The sequence below is a fragment of the Streptomyces katrae genome (genome assembly GCF_000717655.1).
GTDB classification, from domain to species: Bacteria; Actinomycetota; Actinomycetes; order Streptomycetales; family Streptomycetaceae; genus Streptomyces; species Streptomyces katrae_B.
Genome location: NZ_JNZY01000009.1, coordinates 164,321 through 180,272 on the forward strand (window position 1 = coordinate 164,321; position 15,952 = coordinate 180,272).

Here is a 15,952-nt window from a genome sequence, read left to right on the forward strand (position 1 = left end):
TCCGGTATCAATGGCACCTCCCGCGATACGGAGCGGCAGCTGAGTACGGTCGTGCGGGTCGTGCATGTCATGCGGTTCGTAAGGCGGGTCAGCAGTCCCGGAGCTCGGGCGACTGGTTGAGCAGCTGGCCGCGGATCGAAGTGAACTTGGCCAGCCGGTCGTCCGAGGAAGGATCCAGCGGGAACACGGCCACACGGTGGCAGTTCTGGAATGCCAGGCGCACCCCGAAGTGCCGCTGCAGCGCACCACGTATCGCGTCACTCGCGAGAGCGCGCAGCAGCTGGCCACGCGCCTGCTCGTCGGGCGGCGGCGTCTGGTTGTCGGCGAACTCTCCGCCGTCCACCTTCAGCTGTGCCACCAGCGAGCTGATCATCTCCCACGCGAAGGGCAGGGAGGTCCGGACGCAGTCGACGAAAGCGGCTTCGTCGACCTCGCCTCGCTCGGCCTGTTCGAGTAGGGCCGGTGAGACGTCGAGCGACATGGGTTCTCCTCTCGCGACCCCGGCGGTTTGGGTTGCCGGAGTCTTACGGGCAGGGACGGAGGCGGCGACGCAGCGTGCACGCTCCGCAACCTCCTGCTCACCACGGTAGGCGCCCCATGGGTGGCGCACCAGGAGAATGCGCATACAACGCGCCATCGGCGAACTGGGCTTTCAGGGGCGAATCGCGTGGAGGCCCGTCGGTCGAGTAGCGTTGCCGACCATGCGTCTCGTCATTGCCCGCTGCTCCGTCGATTACGCGGGCCGGCTCACCGCCCACCTGCCCTCGGCACCCCGTCTGATCCTCGTGAAGGCCGACGGCAGTGTCTCGATCCACGCGGACGACCGGGCGTACAAACCGCTCAACTGGATGTCGCCCCCCTGCACCCTCAAGGAGGGGACCGGGGACGAGGCCGGCGTCTGGACGGTCGTCAACAAGGCGGGTGAGAAGCTCATCATCACCATGGAGGAAGTCCTCCACGACTCCTCCCACGAGCTGGGCGTCGACCCGGGTCTGATCAAGGACGGCGTGGAAGCACACCTCCAGGAGCTCTTGGCGGACCGGATCGAAACGCTGGGCGACGGCTACACGCTGATCCGGCGCGAGTACATGACGGCGATCGGCCCGGTGGACATCCTGTGCCGGGACGCCTCCGGCGGGACGGTGGCGGTGGAGATCAAGCGTCGCGGCGAGATCGACGGCGTCGAGCAGCTGACCCGCTACCTGGAACTCCTGAACCGGGATCCGCACCTGGCGCCGGTGCGGGGCGTCTTCGCGGCCCAGGAGATCAAGCCCCAGGCCCGTGTCCTGGCCACGGACCGCGGCATGGACTGCGTGGTCCTGGACTACAACGCCCTCCGCGGCATCGAGGACGACAAACTCCGGCTCTTCTGAGCCTTCCGAGCCCTCCCCCGAGCCCTCGGCTCGCCGGGTGCAGGGCCCGGCAGTAGCGTGGAAGTGGCACAACTCTCCATCGGCGGGCATGCGTCGGCGTGGTACGGCGCATGCGGTCCGCTCCGCCGGGGTTGCCGCTCTCGGATGCGTCCCACCTTCTGCACCAGGAGGGCCACACGCATGTCCACACCACCGCAACCGCCGTCATCGCCCGAGCCCCACCCGCAGTGGGGGCAGCCCGGGCAACCCGGACCGCCGCCCGGACCGCCTCCCGGACCGCCTCCCGGACCGCCTCCCGGACCCCACGGCGGACAGCAGGGCTGGCACGCGCCGCAGGCGCCGCCGGCGCCGAAGACGAACACGCTGGCCGTCGTGGCGTTCGTCATGTCGGTCCTCTGCGCCATACCGCTGGTCCCGCTGATCCTCGGCATCATCGCCCTCACCCAGATCCGCGACCGCGGCGAGAAGGGGAAGGGCTTCGCCATCGCGGCCATCGTCATCCACGGCCTGACCCTCGTGTTCTACGCGGCCGTGCTGGCGTTCGGGTTCACCGGAGTGCTGGACGACGGGCCGGAGCGCGACACCGCGGGCCAGGTGACCGCCCCGGGCTCCGGCGAACTTCAGGACATCCGCAGGGGGGACTGCTTCAACACGGACGACAAGATGCCGGAGGGCCAGAAGGACGCCGAGGCCTCCCTCTCGGTGACGATCGTGCCTTGCGACCAGCCTCACAAGGGGGAGGCGTACGCGGTCTTCGAGTTGGAGGACGGCCCGTTCCCGGGCACGGACGCGGTCCACTCGACCGCCGAGGAGAAGTGCGACAGCGCGGCGCTCGCCGATTACATGGGCGCGGGCGCGGAGCTCCCGGAATCGCTGGAGCCCTACTACTCCGTCCCGCAGTCCAGCAGCTGGGACGTCGGCCACCACAAGGTCACCTGCTTCGTGGCCGACCCCAGCGGTTCGAGCACCGGCTCGGTCCGCGCCACCGCTTCCTGAGCCGCTGTCGCGGGGCTCCCCGTTGCTACGTGCTCGACGGGCTGCCGACCGGGCCCGTCGTGGGCGGCGGCGTGGTCGGGGGTGCCTGGGTCGTCGGGTCCGTGGACGGCGTCGGCTTCGGGTCCGGGCTCGGCGGAGTCGAGGGCGAAGTCGGGTTCGTCGTCGACGGCGTACGGGACGGGGGCGTCGGCCCCGTGGACGGCTTGCGTGACGGAGTGCGGGACGACTGGTTGGGGTCCGGGCTGAGGCCCGGTTGGGGAGCGGCCGGATCCGAGGCATCCGGATCCGTCGTCCCCGGATCCGGTGCAGGATCGTTCCCGCCCGTCCCCGGCACGCCCGCACCGCCCGTCGTCCCCGCCGTCGGCGTCGACGACACCGCCGGGCCGACCCCGCCCGCCGGGGTCCCGGGGTCCGAGCCCGTCATCGCCATGCTCACCACCGTGCCCAGCACCACCACCGTCAGCGCTCCCGCTGCCGCCAGCAGCACCGGCTTCCGGCGCTGCTGCGCAGCCCGCACCGGCGCGGACACGGCCGGTGCGGCCACCGCCGCCGCCGGCTTCGGGTCGAGGGGGAAGGCCTCCTCGAACACCTCCGACAGCGTCGTCGGCGCCGCCGCCCGCCCGATCACCGGCACGACCGGGGTCACCGCGGTCACCGGGGTCACCGGGGTCACCGGGGTCACCGCAGCAACGGGAGCTGCCGACGCCGTCTTCGGCACCGCCGGGACCGCCGTCGTCACCGCCTCGGACGCCGCTGCCGGCGGCTCCAGCCGCAGCGGCGGCGACACCTCCACGCCCGCCTTCTCGCGGTCCGTGACCAGCGCGAGCGCCCGCCGCCCGGCCACCGTGCCCCGCTTGTCGGCGAGCGCACCCTTCAGGCCGATGGACGCCTCCAGCTCGGCCCGCGCCCGGTCCAACCGCCCCTCGCACAGGGCGAGCACGCCGAGCTCGTGGTGGAAGTACGCCTGCTCCGCGACCTCGCCCGCCTTCCGCGCGGCCTCGGCCCCGGAGCGCAGCACCCGCTCCCACGCCTCCCAGTGCCGCGAGGCCGCGAACGCCGGGGCCGCGGTCCGGGCCAGCAGTACGGCGGCCACCACATCGGCGCCGGCCAGTGCCGCCAGCACCGCGTCGGCCTCCGAGGCGACCCGCTCCGGGGTCACCGAGGCGTGTCCGGTCCACCAGGCGTAGTGGCGGGCGGCAGTACGGGCCTCCTCCGCCTCGGTGTCCCCGAACCCGGCCTCCTCCAGCTGCCGCGCGACCCCGGCGGCCAGCCGGTAGCGCGTGCCGACCGGGGTGAGCAGTCCGCAGCCCAGGAGTTCCGCGACCGCCGCGTCGGCATGGGTGTCCCCCACGAGCGCCGGCAGGTGGGCGTGGTGCGGCATCTCCCCGCCCAGCGCGCACGCGATCCGCAGCGCTGCCCGGGCCGACTCGCTGACCCGGGAGGCGAGCAGTCCGGCGGGGGCCGCGCCCTCGGCCAGCGTCGGCAGCGCCACGAACGCGGCGTCGCGCGGCCGCTCCTCGAAGACGCCGGGCTCATCGTCGTCGTCCTCGGCGCAGGACAGGTTGCGCTCGTCGCGCTGGCGCAGCAGTGCCGCGGCCTGGACGAAGCGCAGCGGCAGCCCCTCGGACGCGAACCGCAGGTCTCCCGCCCAGGCGGTCTCCTCCTCGGTCAGCGGCCGTCCTGTGCCCGCCTCGAGCAGCTCGATGCAGTCGGCATGGCCGAGGCCGCCGAGGAAGACCTCCTCCAGGTGCGAGTCGTCGGAGGGGGCGCGGGTGTCGGGGGTGGCGGCCAGCAGGTAGGCGCACTCGGGCGTGGCACGCAGCAGCTCGTCGAGGGCGGTGCCGCCCATCTCCAGGTCGTCGAGGAGCACGATGGCGCCGATGTCCCGTACGCGGGCCAGGAGTTGGGCCCGTTCGGGCCGCTCCGCCGAGGCCTCGTACACGGCGGCGTACAGCGCGTGCAGCAGCTCGCCCGGCTGCTGGTGCCCGTAACCGCTGAGCCGTACGACGCCGTCGGGCGCCAGGCCCGTGCAGTCCGCGGCGACCGCGTCGAGCAGGGCGCTGCGGCCGGATCCGGCGGGTCCGGTCAGCCGCACGGAGCGGCCGCGGCCCAGCAGCCGTACGAGCCGCTCCCGTTCCTCCTCGCGCGCGAGCAGCGGCGGGGCGGGGGCGGCGGGTCCGGGCAGGACGGGCGGCCGTGCGGCGGCGTCCCGGGCGCTGCGGTCGGCGGCGTCGCGCTTGGCGGGGGCGGCGGCGCCGGTGCCGGGGCGGCGCGGCTCGATCTCGCTGCCGTCGACGGGGTTCACGGTCAGCGTGAAGTCCCCGGCGGTGAGGGTGACGATCCGCGCGACGGGGGTGGGGGCGGGAGCGGAGGCGGGGGCGGAGGCGGAGGCCGCCGGCCCGGCTGCCTGTTCGGATGCCGCCGCGGGAGGCACGGACGCCGCCGTGGGCTGCTCCACCGGTTCGGCCTGCCCCTGTGTGCGGTCCATGACCTGGTCCCCCGATCGCGCTCTGCGCCGTAGCCGTCGTGTCGTACCGTCCGGCCTTCGCACATTCCGCTGTCGCTACGGGTCCGGTTTCCGCCCGAACCCTAGACGGTGCCCGGTCGTACGGGGAACCGCAGGGGTGCCTTCACCACCGGACCGTTACGTTTCCGCAGGAAGCGTGAGCGGCCGGCCGCGTCAGACCCGCGGGAGGGATTCCGCTTCCAGGCCGCCCTCGATCGCGAGGATGCGGTGCAGCCGGGTGGCGACGAGGAGCCGCTGCATCTGCGGCGGCACCCCGCGCAGGACGAGGCGGCGGCCGGTCCGGCCGGCCCGCCGGTGGGCTCCCATGATCACGCCGAGCCCGGTCGCGTCCCAGGAGTCGAGCCCGGTGAGGTCGAGCACGAGATCGCCGTGGCCGTCGTCGAGGGCAGTGTGCAGGGCCGTACGGGCGTCCGCCGCGCTGCGCACGTCGAGGCGGCCCCCGACAGCGAGTTCGGCGTGGTCGCCCCTGATGTGCATATGCGCTCCCGGCAGTCCTGGGTACGTAGGAATCCGACTGGTCCGTGGTCGGCAACTCTCACTGCAACTGACTGCCGTGCGGGCAGGGAAGTTGCCGACCGTGAGCGAACCGATACCTAATTCACCCGTGCGGGTGCAGATATTCGAACTGGCGCCCAAGAACTCGGCGCCCGGACGGCTCGGCGGCTCAGTGCTTGTAGAAGCCCTGCCCGCTCTTGCGCCCGATGTCACCGGCGTCCACCATGCGGCGCATCAGCTCCGGCGGTGCGAACTTCTCGTCCTGGGACTCGGTGTAGATGTTGCTGGTGGCGTGCAGCAGGATGTCGACCCCGGTGAGGTCGGCGGTGGCGAGCGGCCCCATGGCGTGGCCGAAGCCCAGCTTGCAGGCGATGTCGATGTCCTCGGCGGAGGCCACGCCCGATTCGTACAGCTTCGCGGCTTCCACGACCAGGGCGGAGATCAGACGGGTCGTCACGAAACCGGCGACGTCGCGGTTGACGACGATGCAGGTCTTGCCGACGGACTCGGCGAACGCCCGCGTGGCGGCGAGGGTCTCGTCGCTCGTCTTGTAGCCGCGGACGAGCTCGCAGAGCTGCATCATCGGGACGGGCGAGAAGAAGTGCGCGCCGACGACCCGCTCCGGACGCTCCGTCACGGCCGCGATCTTGGTGATCGGGATGGCGGAGGTGTTGGACGCGAGGATCGCGTCGTCCCGTACGAGCTTGTCGAGCGTGCGGAAGATCTCGTGCTTGACCTCGAGCTTCTCGAAGACGGCCTCGACGACGATGTCGACGTCGGCGACGGCGTCGAGGTCGGTGGTCGTCGTGATGCGGGCGAGCGCGGCCTCGGCGTCCTCGGCCGTCATCTTGCCCTTGGAGACGAACTTGTCGTACGAGGCCTTGATCCCGTCGGTACCGCGGGTCAGCGCGGCATCGGTGACATCACGCAGTACGACGTCCCACCCCGCCTGAGCGGAGACCTGAGCAATTCCGGAACCCATCAGCCCGGCACCGATGACGGCGAGCTTCCCAGCCACTGCACACCCCACGTTCTTCAATTCGGCCCAGCTTCGTAGCCTCTCCGGCGGAGACTAGCGCTCGCGCGGGGTCGTGTGACCGCGAAGTAACACGCGTCACGTCTCAACTGACGGACATCACACCGTCTGGCCGAGAACCCGTGCACGGCCCCACAGTTCACGCGTCGCCGGCCGCGAAGCGGCGGGCCAGCCCGCGCAGCCGCTCCAGTTCCTGCCGCGCGGCGGGCAGATGGCCCAGCTCGACGGCCATGGCGCCGCGGCCCGCCAGGTAGTGGGCGTCCGCCCGGGCGGACGCATCCACGCCCGCCCGCGCGCAGACCTCCCTCTGCTGGTAGCGGAGCATCGAAAGGAGGAAGCCGGCCTCCGGGACGTCCAGCTCCCGCGGGGCCTCCGCGCGCACCAGGTCCTTCGCGTAGTCCCAGACCAGTGCATCGTGCTCGGCGGCGCCCGGTTCCCCCGGATGGTGCGGGTGACCGGCCCAGTCGTCGGCGTGGTCGCGCAGGTCGCGGAGGCGGTCGAACGCCTCGCCCACGGCCCCGGCGGCCGCCGCCGCGCGCCCGGACCCGGCGTACCCGGCCAATTCACGGCGGGTGTCCGGGTCGTCCGGGTAGCGGGTGGCGAGGAACCCCGCCAGGAGGTCGATCTGCTGGAGCGCCTCGGCCCGCAGCCGGATCCCGTACAGATCGGCCAATTCCACTGCTCCCGGTGTCCCGTGCGGCCCCTGCGCCGCGGCTCCGCAGGACAGTACGCCGGGCAGCGGCGCTCTCGCCCGGAATTTCCCCGGCGGGCCCGTCTACGCTGACCGCATGGTGAACCTCACGCGCATCTACACCCGTACCGGCGACAAGGGCACGACCGCCCTCGGCGACATGAGCCGTACGGCCAAGACCGACCTGCGGATCTCCGCCTACGCCGACGCCAACGAGGCCAACGCCGCCATCGGCACGGCGATCGCGCTCGGCAGTCTGCCGGCGGATGTCGCGAAGGTCCTGGTACGGGTGCAGAACGACCTGTTCGACGTCGGCGCCGACCTGTGCACCCCGGTCGTCGAGAACCCCGAGTACCCGCCGCTGCGCGTCGAGCAGTTCTACATCGACAAGCTCGAGGCGGACTGCGACCACTTCAACGAGCAGCTGGAGAAGCTCCGCAGCTTCATCCTCCCCGGCGGCACCCCCGGCGCGGCCCTCCTGCACCAGGCCTGCACCGTCGTCCGCCGCGCCGAGCGCTCCACCTGGGCGGCCCTGGAAGTGCACGGCGAGGTGATGAACCCGCTGACCGCGACCTACCTGAACCGCCTCTCCGACCTCCTCTTCATCCTGGCCCGTACGGCCAACAAGGAGGTCGGCGACGTCCTCTGGGTCCCGGGCGGCGAGCGCTAGCGCCTGACCTCCAAGGGCTCCTCCTGCGGCTCCCCCGCCGGGGCCTTGCGCGGCCACAGCGTGTACGCCGCGGCGATCACGGCCTGGATGCCGAGGACCCGCAGGGCGGCGTACTGCCAGCTCTGCAGGCTGCCGGTGTCGGCCGCGTCGCCCACGTACCAGATCGCGGCCTGCAGCAGCCCGAGCGCGACGGCCGCGCCCGCCAGGGTGCGGGTCCACAGCTTCCACTCGTGGACCGCCCTGGCCTTGCCGTACTTCGGGCCGGGCGGCTTCGGCCCCCCGCCGAAGCGGTACGCCGCGTGCCGGTCGAGCCACTTGACCGTGTAGTGGCCGTAGCCGACGGTGTAGCCGATGTACAGCGCGGCCAGGCCGTGCGTCCAGCTCGGCTCGCCGCCGTTCTTCAGGTCCAGGGTGGTGACCACCAGCAGGACCAGCTCCAGCAACGGCTCGCACAACAGCACGGCCGCCCCCAGCCTCGGCATCTTCGCGAGGTAGCGCAGCGCCAGCCCGCCGGCCAGCAGCACCCAGAAGCCGGCCTCGCAGGCGATGATCAGGGCGACGAGCACGGGGATCTCCTCTCCGTTCCGGTCGGCACGTCCGAGGCGACGACCACTGCGTCCAGGCTCCCGTCCGATCCGCGCCCCTTCGTCGTCGCCGGTGACGAACCCCGACTGCATCGTTCGGTGTAGTGGCGCGCCACCCGGCCTCCGCCCCGGCGGCGACGCCCGGCGCTCCCCCACCCTGTTGGATGGGACCGTGACCCCGACCATCACCGCCACGGCGCCCGCCAGCGCCTTCCGCCCCCACCGCGACGACGTCCTCCTCGCGGTGCTCAGCGTGCTCGCGGGCCTGCTGCTCTGGTCGCTCGGCATCTACAGCACCAACAACCGGCACTTCTTCCCCGCCTGGGCGGCCCTGGTCCCGCTCCTCGTGCTCGGCCCGATGGAGCTGCTGCGCCGCACCGCGCCCCGCGTCAGTCTGACCGTCGGAACCCTCGGGGTGGTCGCCGACCAGTTCACCGTGGGGAACCTCGGCACCGTCCTGATCTTCACGGACCTGATGTACGCGGCCGTCGTCTACGGCAAGCCCGCCATGGCCCGGCGGCTCCCGGTCTCCACCGGCCTGATCACCATCGCCGTCACCGTCGCCTCCGTGGCCTGGCTGCGCACCCCGCAGGCCCTGATGATCGGCGTGATCACCGGCATCGTGAGCTTCGGCCCGGCCCTGACCGGCGCCACCTTGCGCAACCACCGCGAGGCCGCCGAGGCCGCCCGGCTGCGCGCCGAGCAGACCGCACTGCTGGCCGAGATGGACCGCAGCCAGGCCGTCGTCGCCGAGCGCGCCCGGATGGCCCGCGAGCTGCACGACATGGTGGCCAACCACCTGTCCGCCATCGCCATCCACTCCACCGCCGCGCTCTCCATCGACTCGCCCGCGACGAGCCGGGAGGCCCTCGGGGTGATCCGCGAGAACAGCGTGCAGGGGCTGGCCGAGATGCGCCGGCTGATCGGGCTGCTGCGGGACGCCGGCGCGGAGCAGGAGGCGGCCGCCACGCCCTCCCTGGACGGGCTCGACGCCCTGCTGGCACAGGCCCGTGTCAACGGCGCCGCGAGCGGGCTGGACTTCGTGCTCCAGGGCGGCCGGCCGCCCGGGGAGCCGCTGCCGGCCCCCGTGGAGCTGGCGGCGTACCGGATCGTCCAGGAGTCGCTGACGAACGCCCTCAAGCACGCCGCCCCGGGCACGGTCCGGGTCCGCGTGAGCCGCGACGGCGCGGCCGGGGGGCTGCTGACCGTACAAGTGGACTCCCCGTACGGGGACCGCCCGGGCCCCCGCGCGCCCGGCTCGGGAGCCGGGCTGACCGGCATGCGGGAGCGCACTGAACTGCTGGGCGGGGAGTTCACGGCGGGCCGGGACGGATCGGTGTGGGTGGTGCGGGCGGATCTGCCCGCGGACGAGAAGGCGGTGGCGGAATGAGCATCCGGGTCGTGGTGGCCGAGGACCAGAGCGCGGTAAGGGCGGGCCTGGTGCTGATCCTGCGCAGCGCGGGCGACATCGAGGTCGCGGGCGAGGCGGCGGACGGGGAGGAGGCGGTGCGCCTGGCGCGGGAGCTGCGGCCGGATCTCGTCCTCATGGACGTGCAGATGCCGCGGCTCGACGGGGTGTCGGCGACCCGCCAGGTGGTCGCGGAGGGGCTGGCCGACGTCCTGGTGCTGACCACCTTCGACCTGGACGAGTACGTGTTCGGCGCGCTGCGAGCGGGGGCCGCGGGCTTCCTGCTGAAGAACGCGGACGCGGCGGAGCTGATCGAGGCGGTACGGACGGTCGCGCGCGGGGAGGGTCTGATCGCTCCCGCGGTGACCCGGCGGCTGATCGCCGAGTTCGCCGCTCCGCGGCCGGTGAAGGCTCCCGTGGCTCCGGAGACGGCCGCGGCGGTGGCCTCGCTGACGCGGCGTGAGCGAGAGGTGCTCGGCTGTCTGGGCGAGGGGCTGTCGAACGCGGAGATCGCGCTGCGGCTGGAGATGGCGGAGGCGACGGTGAAGACGCACGTCAGCAGGCTGCTGGGGAAGCTCGAGCTGCGCAGCCGGGTCCAGGCGGCCGTACTGGCCCAGGAGTTGGGCCTCTAGCGGACTCCTGGAGGGAAGGTCTGGACCTCTTGACGGTTGGTCCAGACCTTTCTACGCTCGCGGCAACTGTGGTGAGCGTGCCATGACAAGCGTGCTCACGGGCGGCGCAGGTCCCATCCCCAGTCCCGGTCGGCCCCACGACCGCGACGGACCTACGGAGGAGCACCCTTGAGCACAGCACCCCCACCCCGCATCCGTCTCTTCAGAAGGCTCGCCGCGACCGTGGCGGCCTTCGCCCTGCCGATCGCCGGGCTCGTGGCCCTGGCCGGCCCCGCCCAGGCCGCCGCCTCCGCGACGGCCACGTACACGAAGGTCTCCGACTGGGGCACCGGGTTCGAGGGCAAGTGGACGGTGAAGAACACCGGCACCACCACCCTCACCGGCTGGACCGTGGAGTGGGACTACCCCTCCGGCACGACGGTCACCTCCGCCTGGGACGCCACCGTCACCAGCTCAGGCACCCACTGGACCGGAAAGAACGTCGGCTGGAACGGCACCCTCGCCCCCGGAGCCACGATCAGCTTCGGCTTCAACGGCGCCGGCTCCGGTGCCCCCAGCGGCTGCAAGGTCAACGGCGGCCCCTGCGACGGCGGCTCGAACCCCACCGACAGCCCGCCGTCGGCCCCCGGGACCCCCACCGCGAGCGGGGTCACCAACACCTCGCTGACCATCGGCTGGTCCGCGGCCACCGACGACAAGGGCGTCAAGAACTACGACGTCTACCGCGGCGGCGCCAAGGTCGCGACCGTCACGGGCACGAGCTACGCCGACTCCGGCCTCACCAGGGGCACGACGTACACGTACAGCGTCGTCGCCCGCGACACCGCCGACCAGACGGGCCCTGCCTCCGGCTCCGTCTCGGTCACCACGACCGGCGGTACCAATCCCCCGGACCCGGGCGGCAAGGTCAAGCTCGGCTACTTCACCGAGTGGGGGGTCTACGGGCGCAACTACCACGTGAAGAACCTGGACACCTCCGGCTCCGCCGCGAAGATCACCCACATCAACTACGCGTTCGGCAACGTCCAGGGCGGCAAGTGCACCATCGGTGACGCCTACGCCGACTACGACAAGGCCTACACCGCCGACCAGAGCGTCGACGGCGTCGCCGACAACTGGGACCAGCCGCTGCGCGGCAACTTCAACCAGCTGCGCAAGCTCAAGGCGAAGTACCCGAACATCAAGGTGCTGTGGTCCTTCGGCGGCTGGACCTGGTCCGGCGGCTTCGGCCAGGCCGCGGCGAACCCGGCCGCCTTCGCCGACTCCTGCTACAGCCTCGTCGAGGACCCGCGCTGGGCGGACGTCTTCGACGGCATCGACATCGACTGGGAGTACCCGAACGCCTGCGGCCTGTCCTGCGACACCAGCGGCGCCGCCTCCCTGAAGAACGTCCTGTCCGCGCTGCGCACCAAGTTCGGCAGCAGCAACCTGGTGACCGCCGCGATCTCCGCCGACGGCTCCAACGGCGGCAAGCTCGACGCCGCCGACTACGCGGGCGCCTCCCAGTACGTCGACTTCTACAACGTCATGACGTACGACTTCTTCGGCGCGTGGGCGGCGCAGGGCCCGACCGCCCCGCACTCCCCGCTCACCTCGTACACCGGCATCCCGATCGCCGGCTTCAACTCCGAGGCCGCGATCACCAAGCTCAAGGGCAAGGGCATCGCCGGCTCCAAGCTCAACCTCGGCATCGGCTTCTACGGCCGCGGCTGGACCGGTGTCACGCAGGACGCCCCCGGCGGCACCGCCAGCGGGCCCGCGCAGGGCACGTACGAGCAGGGCATCGAGGACTACAAGGTGCTGAAGGGCAGCTGCCCGGCCACCGGGACCGTCGCCGGCACGGCCTACGCCAAGTGCGGCAGCAACTGGTGGAGCTACGACACCCCCGCCACCATCGCCGGGAAGATGAACTGGACCAAGCAGCAGGGCCTCAGGGGCGCCTTCTACTGGGAGTTCAGCGGTGACACGGCGAACGGCGAGCTCGCGTCCGCGGTCCACACCGGGCTCCAGTAACACGAACGAAGCCGGGGAGACGGGGTCCGCCCCCCGTCTCCCCGGCTTCTTCATGTCAAGCAGGAACTCAGGCCACGTTCACCCTCTGCCCGGGAGGCGCAGCCTCCAGCCAGGCCAGGAAACCGGTCAGTGCGTCCTCGCTCATCGCGAGCTCCAGGCGGGTCCCGCGGTGGACACACCCGAGCACGACGGCGTCGGACAGCAGCGCCAGCTCCTCCTCGCCCTCGGGGGCGCGGCGGGCGACCACCTCGATGGAGGAGCGCTCCAGCAGCCGGCGCGGCCGCGGGGAGTACGAGAAGACGCGGAACCACTCGATGCGGTCACCGCTGTAGCGGGCGACCCCGTACACCCAGCCCTTGCCGGAGATGTCGGGTTCCTCGGACACGCCCCAGCGCAGGCTGCAGTCGAAGGTGCCGCCGGAACGCTGGATGAGCCTGCGGCGCAGTCCGAAGACAAACAGCCCGATCACCACCAGGGCTACGACCAGGCCGCTCACAAGCAGAGCGAGGAGCATCTTCACCGACCTCCTCGCTCATCGAATCCCGCACCAACGAAAAACGGACGTACATCGCCTCAGCCGCGACCCGGTCTGGAAAATTCCAGCACGGACCGCGGCTGAGGTCGCACACTCTGCGGAACGGGGCTCAGTGCCCCGTCACCGCGCGCAGCCGGACATCGGCGCGACGCTCGGCGGCCGCATCGGCCTCCGACTTCGCGCGCTCCAGTGCCCGTTCCGCCCGCTGGACGTCAATCTCGTCAGCGAGCTCGGCGATCTCGGCCAGCAGGGACAGCTTGTTGTCCGCGAACGAGATGAATCCGCCGTGCACCGCGGCGACGACAGTGTTGCCCTCGCTGGTGCGGATGGTCACCGGGCCCGATTCCAGCACACCGAGAAGCGGCTGGTGACCGGGCATGACGCCGATGTCGCCGGACGTGGTGCGGGCGACAACAAGGGTGGCCTCGCCGGACCAGACATTGCGGTCCGCCGCGACCAGCTCGACGTGCAGCTCAGCAGCCAAGGTGGCTCCTCGGGTCACCACCCGGCGGGTCAGCCGGGTGTTGGGTCAAATTCTAATGGGCGTGGGGAGAGGGACGGGACACACCCGCCCCTCTCCGTCAGTCAGCTGTGCTCACGAGGAGCGCGGCTTCAGGAGACGCCCAGCTCCTTGGCGTTGGCCTTGAGGTCCTCGATGCCACCGCACATGAAGAACGCCTGCTCGGGGAAGTGGTCGTAGTCGCCGTCGCAGATCGCGTTGAACGCGGTGATCGACTCGTCGAGCGGAACGTCCGAACCGTCCACGCCGGTGAACTGCTTGGCGACGTGGGTGTTCTGCGACAGGAAGCGCTCGACGCGACGGGCACGGTGGACAACGAGCTTGTCCTCCTCGCCCAGCTCGTCGATACCGAGGATCGCGATGATGTCCTGGAGGTCCTTGTACTTCTGGAGGATCCCCTTGACACGCATGGCGGTCGCGTAGTGGTCCGCCGCGATGTACCGCGGGTCGAGGATGCGGGACGTCGAGTCCAGCGGGTCCACGGCCGGGTAGATGCCCTTCTCGGAGATCGGACGGGAGAGAACCGTCGTCGCGTCGAGGTGGGCGAAGGTGGTCGCCGGCGCCGGGTCGGTCAGGTCGTCCGCGGGGACGTAGATCGCCTGCATCGAGGTGATCGAGTGACCGCGGGTCGAGGTGATGCGCTCCTGCAGCAGACCCATCTCGTCAGCCAGGTTCGGCTGGTAACCCACCGCGGACGGCATGCGGCCGAGCAGCGTGGAGACCTCGGAACCGGCCTGGGTGTAACGGAAGATGTTGTCGATGAAGAAGAGCACGTCCTGCTTCTGCACATCGCGGAAGTACTCCGCCATGGTCAGACCGGCGAGCGCGACGCGCAGACGGGTGCCCGGGGGCTCGTCCATCTGGCCGAAGACGAGGGCCGTCTTGTCGATGACGCCCGAGTCGCCCATTTCCTCGATGAGGTCGTTGCCCTCACGGGTGCGCTCACCGACGCCCGCGAACACCGACACACCGTCGTGGTTGTTGGCGACGCGGTAGATCATTTCCTGGATCAGAACGGTCTTGCCGACACCGGCACCACCGAACAGACCGATCTTTCCACCCTTGACGTACGGGGTGAGAAGGTCGATGACCTTGACGCCGGTCTCGAACATCTCCGTCTTGGACTCGAGCTCGTCGAAGCTCGGGGCCTTGCGGTGGATGGGCCAGCGCTCGGTGACCTCGGCGTTCGCCTCGGGGTAGTTGAGCACCTCGCCCAGGGTGTTGAAGACCTTGCCCTTGGTGAAGTCACCGACGGGGACGGTGATGCCCTCGCCCGTGTCGGTCACCGCGGCCTGGCGGACCAGGCCGTCGGTCGGCTGCATCGAGATGGTACGGACGAGGCCGTCACCCAGGTGCTGCGCGACCTCGAGGGTCAGGGTCTTGAGCTTGCCGTCCTCGGCCGGGTCTGCGACCTGGACCTTGAGGGCGTTGTAGATCTCGGGCATGGCGTCGACGGGGAACTCCACGTCGACGACCGGGCCGATGACCCGGGCGACGCGGCCCGTGGCGGCGGCCGTCTCAACAGTGGTCGTCATTACTTGTCACTCCCCGCGGTCGCGTCAGCCATGGCGCTCGCGCCACCGACGATCTCGCTGATTTCCTGGGTGATTTCGGCCTGGCGGGCCGCGTTGGCAAGCCGGGAGAGGCTCTTGATGAGGTCTCCGGCGTTGTCGGTCGCCGACTTCATCGCGCGGCGGCGGGCGGCGTGCTCGGAAGCAGCCGACTGCAGCAGTGCGTTGTAGATACGGCTCTCGACGTAGCGCGGCAGCAGGGCGTCGAGGACGTCCTCCGCCGACGGCTCGAAGTCGAACAGCGGAAGGATCTCGCCCTTCGTGCCGGTCTCCTCCGCAGCCTTGTCGAGGCTGAGCGGCAGCATCCGGCTGTCGACCGCGTTCTGCGTCATCATCGACACGAATTCCGTGTAGACGATGTGCAGCTCGTCGATGCCACCTTCGGCGGTGTCCGCCTGGATGGCCTCGATCAGCGGCCCCGCGACGCGCTTGGCGTCGGCGTACTCCGGCCGGTCGGTGAAGCCGGTCCACGAGTCCGCGACCTTGCGCTCGCGGAACCCGTAGTACGCGACACCCTTGCGGCCGACGATGTAGGCGTCGACCTCCTTGCCCTCAGCGCGCAGCCGCTCGGTGAGCCGGTCGGCCTGCTTGATGGCGTTCGAGGAGTAGCCGCCGGCCAGACCGCGGTCGCTCGTGATGAGCAGGACCGCGGCGCGGGTCGGCGCCTCGACCTCGGTGGTCAGGGCGTGCTTGGCGTTCGAACCGGTCGCCACCGCGGTCACCGCACGGGTGAGCTCGGTCGCGTACGGCATCGATGCCGCCACCTTGCGCTGCGCCTTGACGATGCGCGAGGCGGAGATCATCTCCATCGCCTTGGTGATCTTCTTGGTCGCCGTGATGGCACGGATGCGACGCTTGTAGACCCGGAGCTGCGCTCCCATGAGTCAGGTCCCTTCCGTCG

General features: G+C 71.2%; 16 protein-coding genes. 6 read left to right on the plus strand and 10 right to left on the minus strand.

Annotated features, from left to right (window positions below; genetic code table 11):
• Positions 1-88: 88 nt before the first annotated feature.
• Complete coding sequence (locus IF09_RS0113460; RefSeq protein ID WP_030153794.1) at positions 89-481, minus strand: SCO5389 family protein; 393 nt, start codon at positions 479-481, stop codon at positions 89-91.
• Between the two features lie 220 nt (positions 482-701).
• On the opposite strand from IF09_RS0113460, the gene nucS reads away from it, so the two are divergent.
• On the plus strand, positions 702-1,373 hold the full coding sequence (nucS, locus tag IF09_RS0113465; protein ID WP_030295252.1) for an endonuclease NucS: 672 nt from the start codon (positions 702-704) through the stop codon (positions 1,371-1,373).
• A gap of 372 nt (positions 1,374-1,745) precedes the next feature.
• Positions 1,746-2,369, plus strand: a complete 624-nt coding sequence (locus IF09_RS41690) for a DUF4190 domain-containing protein (RefSeq protein WP_051832415.1) — start codon at positions 1,746-1,748, stop codon at positions 2,367-2,369.
• A gap of 25 nt (positions 2,370-2,394) precedes the next feature.
• Here the strand turns inward: IF09_RS41690 and IF09_RS40155 are convergent, their stop codons facing one another.
• From IF09_RS40155 to IF09_RS0113485, 4 genes are all read right to left on the minus strand, one after another.
• A complete protein-coding gene (locus tag IF09_RS40155; RefSeq protein ID WP_051832417.1) occupies positions 2,395-4,857 on the minus strand; it encodes a hypothetical protein in 2,463 nt (820 codons plus the stop codon).
• 192 nt (positions 4,858-5,049) lie between these two features.
• A complete protein-coding gene (locus tag IF09_RS0113475; RefSeq protein WP_030153791.1) occupies positions 5,050-5,373 on the minus strand; it encodes an STAS domain-containing protein in 324 nt (107 codons plus the stop codon).
• Positions 5,374-5,560: 187 nt separating this feature from the next.
• A complete protein-coding gene (locus tag IF09_RS0113480; protein ID WP_030295254.1) occupies positions 5,561-6,409 on the minus strand; it encodes a 3-hydroxyacyl-CoA dehydrogenase family protein in 849 nt (282 codons plus the stop codon).
• Between the two features lie 157 nt (positions 6,410-6,566).
• Positions 6,567-7,106: a hypothetical protein gene (locus tag IF09_RS0113485; RefSeq protein ID WP_158709956.1), complete on the minus strand. Its 540-nt coding sequence runs from the start codon at positions 7,104-7,106 to the stop codon at positions 6,567-6,569.
• 109 nt (positions 7,107-7,215) lie between these two features.
• Between IF09_RS0113485 and IF09_RS0113490 the strand changes: the two genes are divergently transcribed.
• A complete protein-coding gene (locus IF09_RS0113490) occupies positions 7,216-7,788 on the plus strand; it encodes a cob(I)yrinic acid a,c-diamide adenosyltransferase (protein ID WP_030295257.1) in 573 nt (190 codons plus the stop codon).
• Here the strand turns inward: IF09_RS0113490 and IF09_RS0113495 are convergent.
• Positions 7,785-8,354 (minus strand): hypothetical protein, encoded by a 570-nt coding sequence (locus tag IF09_RS0113495; protein WP_030295259.1) that lies wholly within the window; start codon positions 8,352-8,354, stop codon positions 7,785-7,787. The two genes, IF09_RS0113490 and IF09_RS0113495, sit on opposite strands and share 4 nt — an antisense overlap.
• A 178-nt stretch (positions 8,355-8,532) precedes the next feature.
• On the opposite strand from IF09_RS0113495, the gene IF09_RS0113500 reads away from it, so the two are divergent.
• The 3 genes from IF09_RS0113500 (at position 8,533) to IF09_RS0113510 (ending at position 12,425) form a co-directional block, all read left to right on the plus strand.
• Positions 8,533-9,762 carry a sensor histidine kinase gene (locus IF09_RS0113500; protein WP_418953045.1) on the plus strand — a complete coding sequence of 410 codons (1,230 nt, stop codon included), beginning with the start codon at positions 8,533-8,535 and terminating at the stop codon, positions 9,760-9,762.
• Positions 9,759-10,412: a response regulator gene (locus IF09_RS0113505; RefSeq protein WP_030295263.1), complete on the plus strand. Its 654-nt coding sequence runs from the start codon at positions 9,759-9,761 to the stop codon at positions 10,410-10,412. Before IF09_RS0113500 ends, IF09_RS0113505 begins: the two co-directional genes overlap by 4 nt.
• 168 nt (positions 10,413-10,580) lie before the next feature.
• A complete protein-coding gene (locus IF09_RS0113510; protein ID WP_199920434.1) occupies positions 10,581-12,425 on the plus strand; it encodes a glycoside hydrolase family 18 chitinase in 1,845 nt (614 codons plus the stop codon).
• Between the two features lie 67 nt (positions 12,426-12,492).
• On the opposite strand, the gene IF09_RS0113515 is transcribed toward IF09_RS0113510, so the two are convergent.
• The 4 genes from IF09_RS0113515 to IF09_RS0113530 form a co-directional block, all read right to left on the minus strand.
• Positions 12,493-12,939, minus strand: coding sequence for a DUF2550 domain-containing protein (locus tag IF09_RS0113515; protein ID WP_030295266.1), 447 nt, complete (start codon positions 12,937-12,939; stop codon positions 12,493-12,495).
• A gap of 130 nt (positions 12,940-13,069) precedes the next feature.
• On the minus strand, positions 13,070-13,444 hold the full coding sequence (locus tag IF09_RS0113520; RefSeq protein ID WP_008738187.1) for a F0F1 ATP synthase subunit epsilon: 375 nt from the start codon (positions 13,442-13,444) through the stop codon (positions 13,070-13,072).
• Positions 13,445-13,572: 128 nt separating this feature from the next.
• Complete coding sequence (gene atpD, locus IF09_RS0113525; protein ID WP_030295268.1) at positions 13,573-15,015, minus strand: F0F1 ATP synthase subunit beta; 1,443 nt, start codon at positions 15,013-15,015, stop codon at positions 13,573-13,575.
• On the minus strand, positions 15,015-15,932 hold the full coding sequence (locus IF09_RS0113530) for a F0F1 ATP synthase subunit gamma (RefSeq protein ID WP_030295269.1): 918 nt from the start codon (positions 15,930-15,932) through the stop codon (positions 15,015-15,017). Before IF09_RS0113530 ends, atpD begins: the two co-directional genes overlap by 1 nt.
• Positions 15,933-15,952 lie beyond the last annotated feature (20 nt).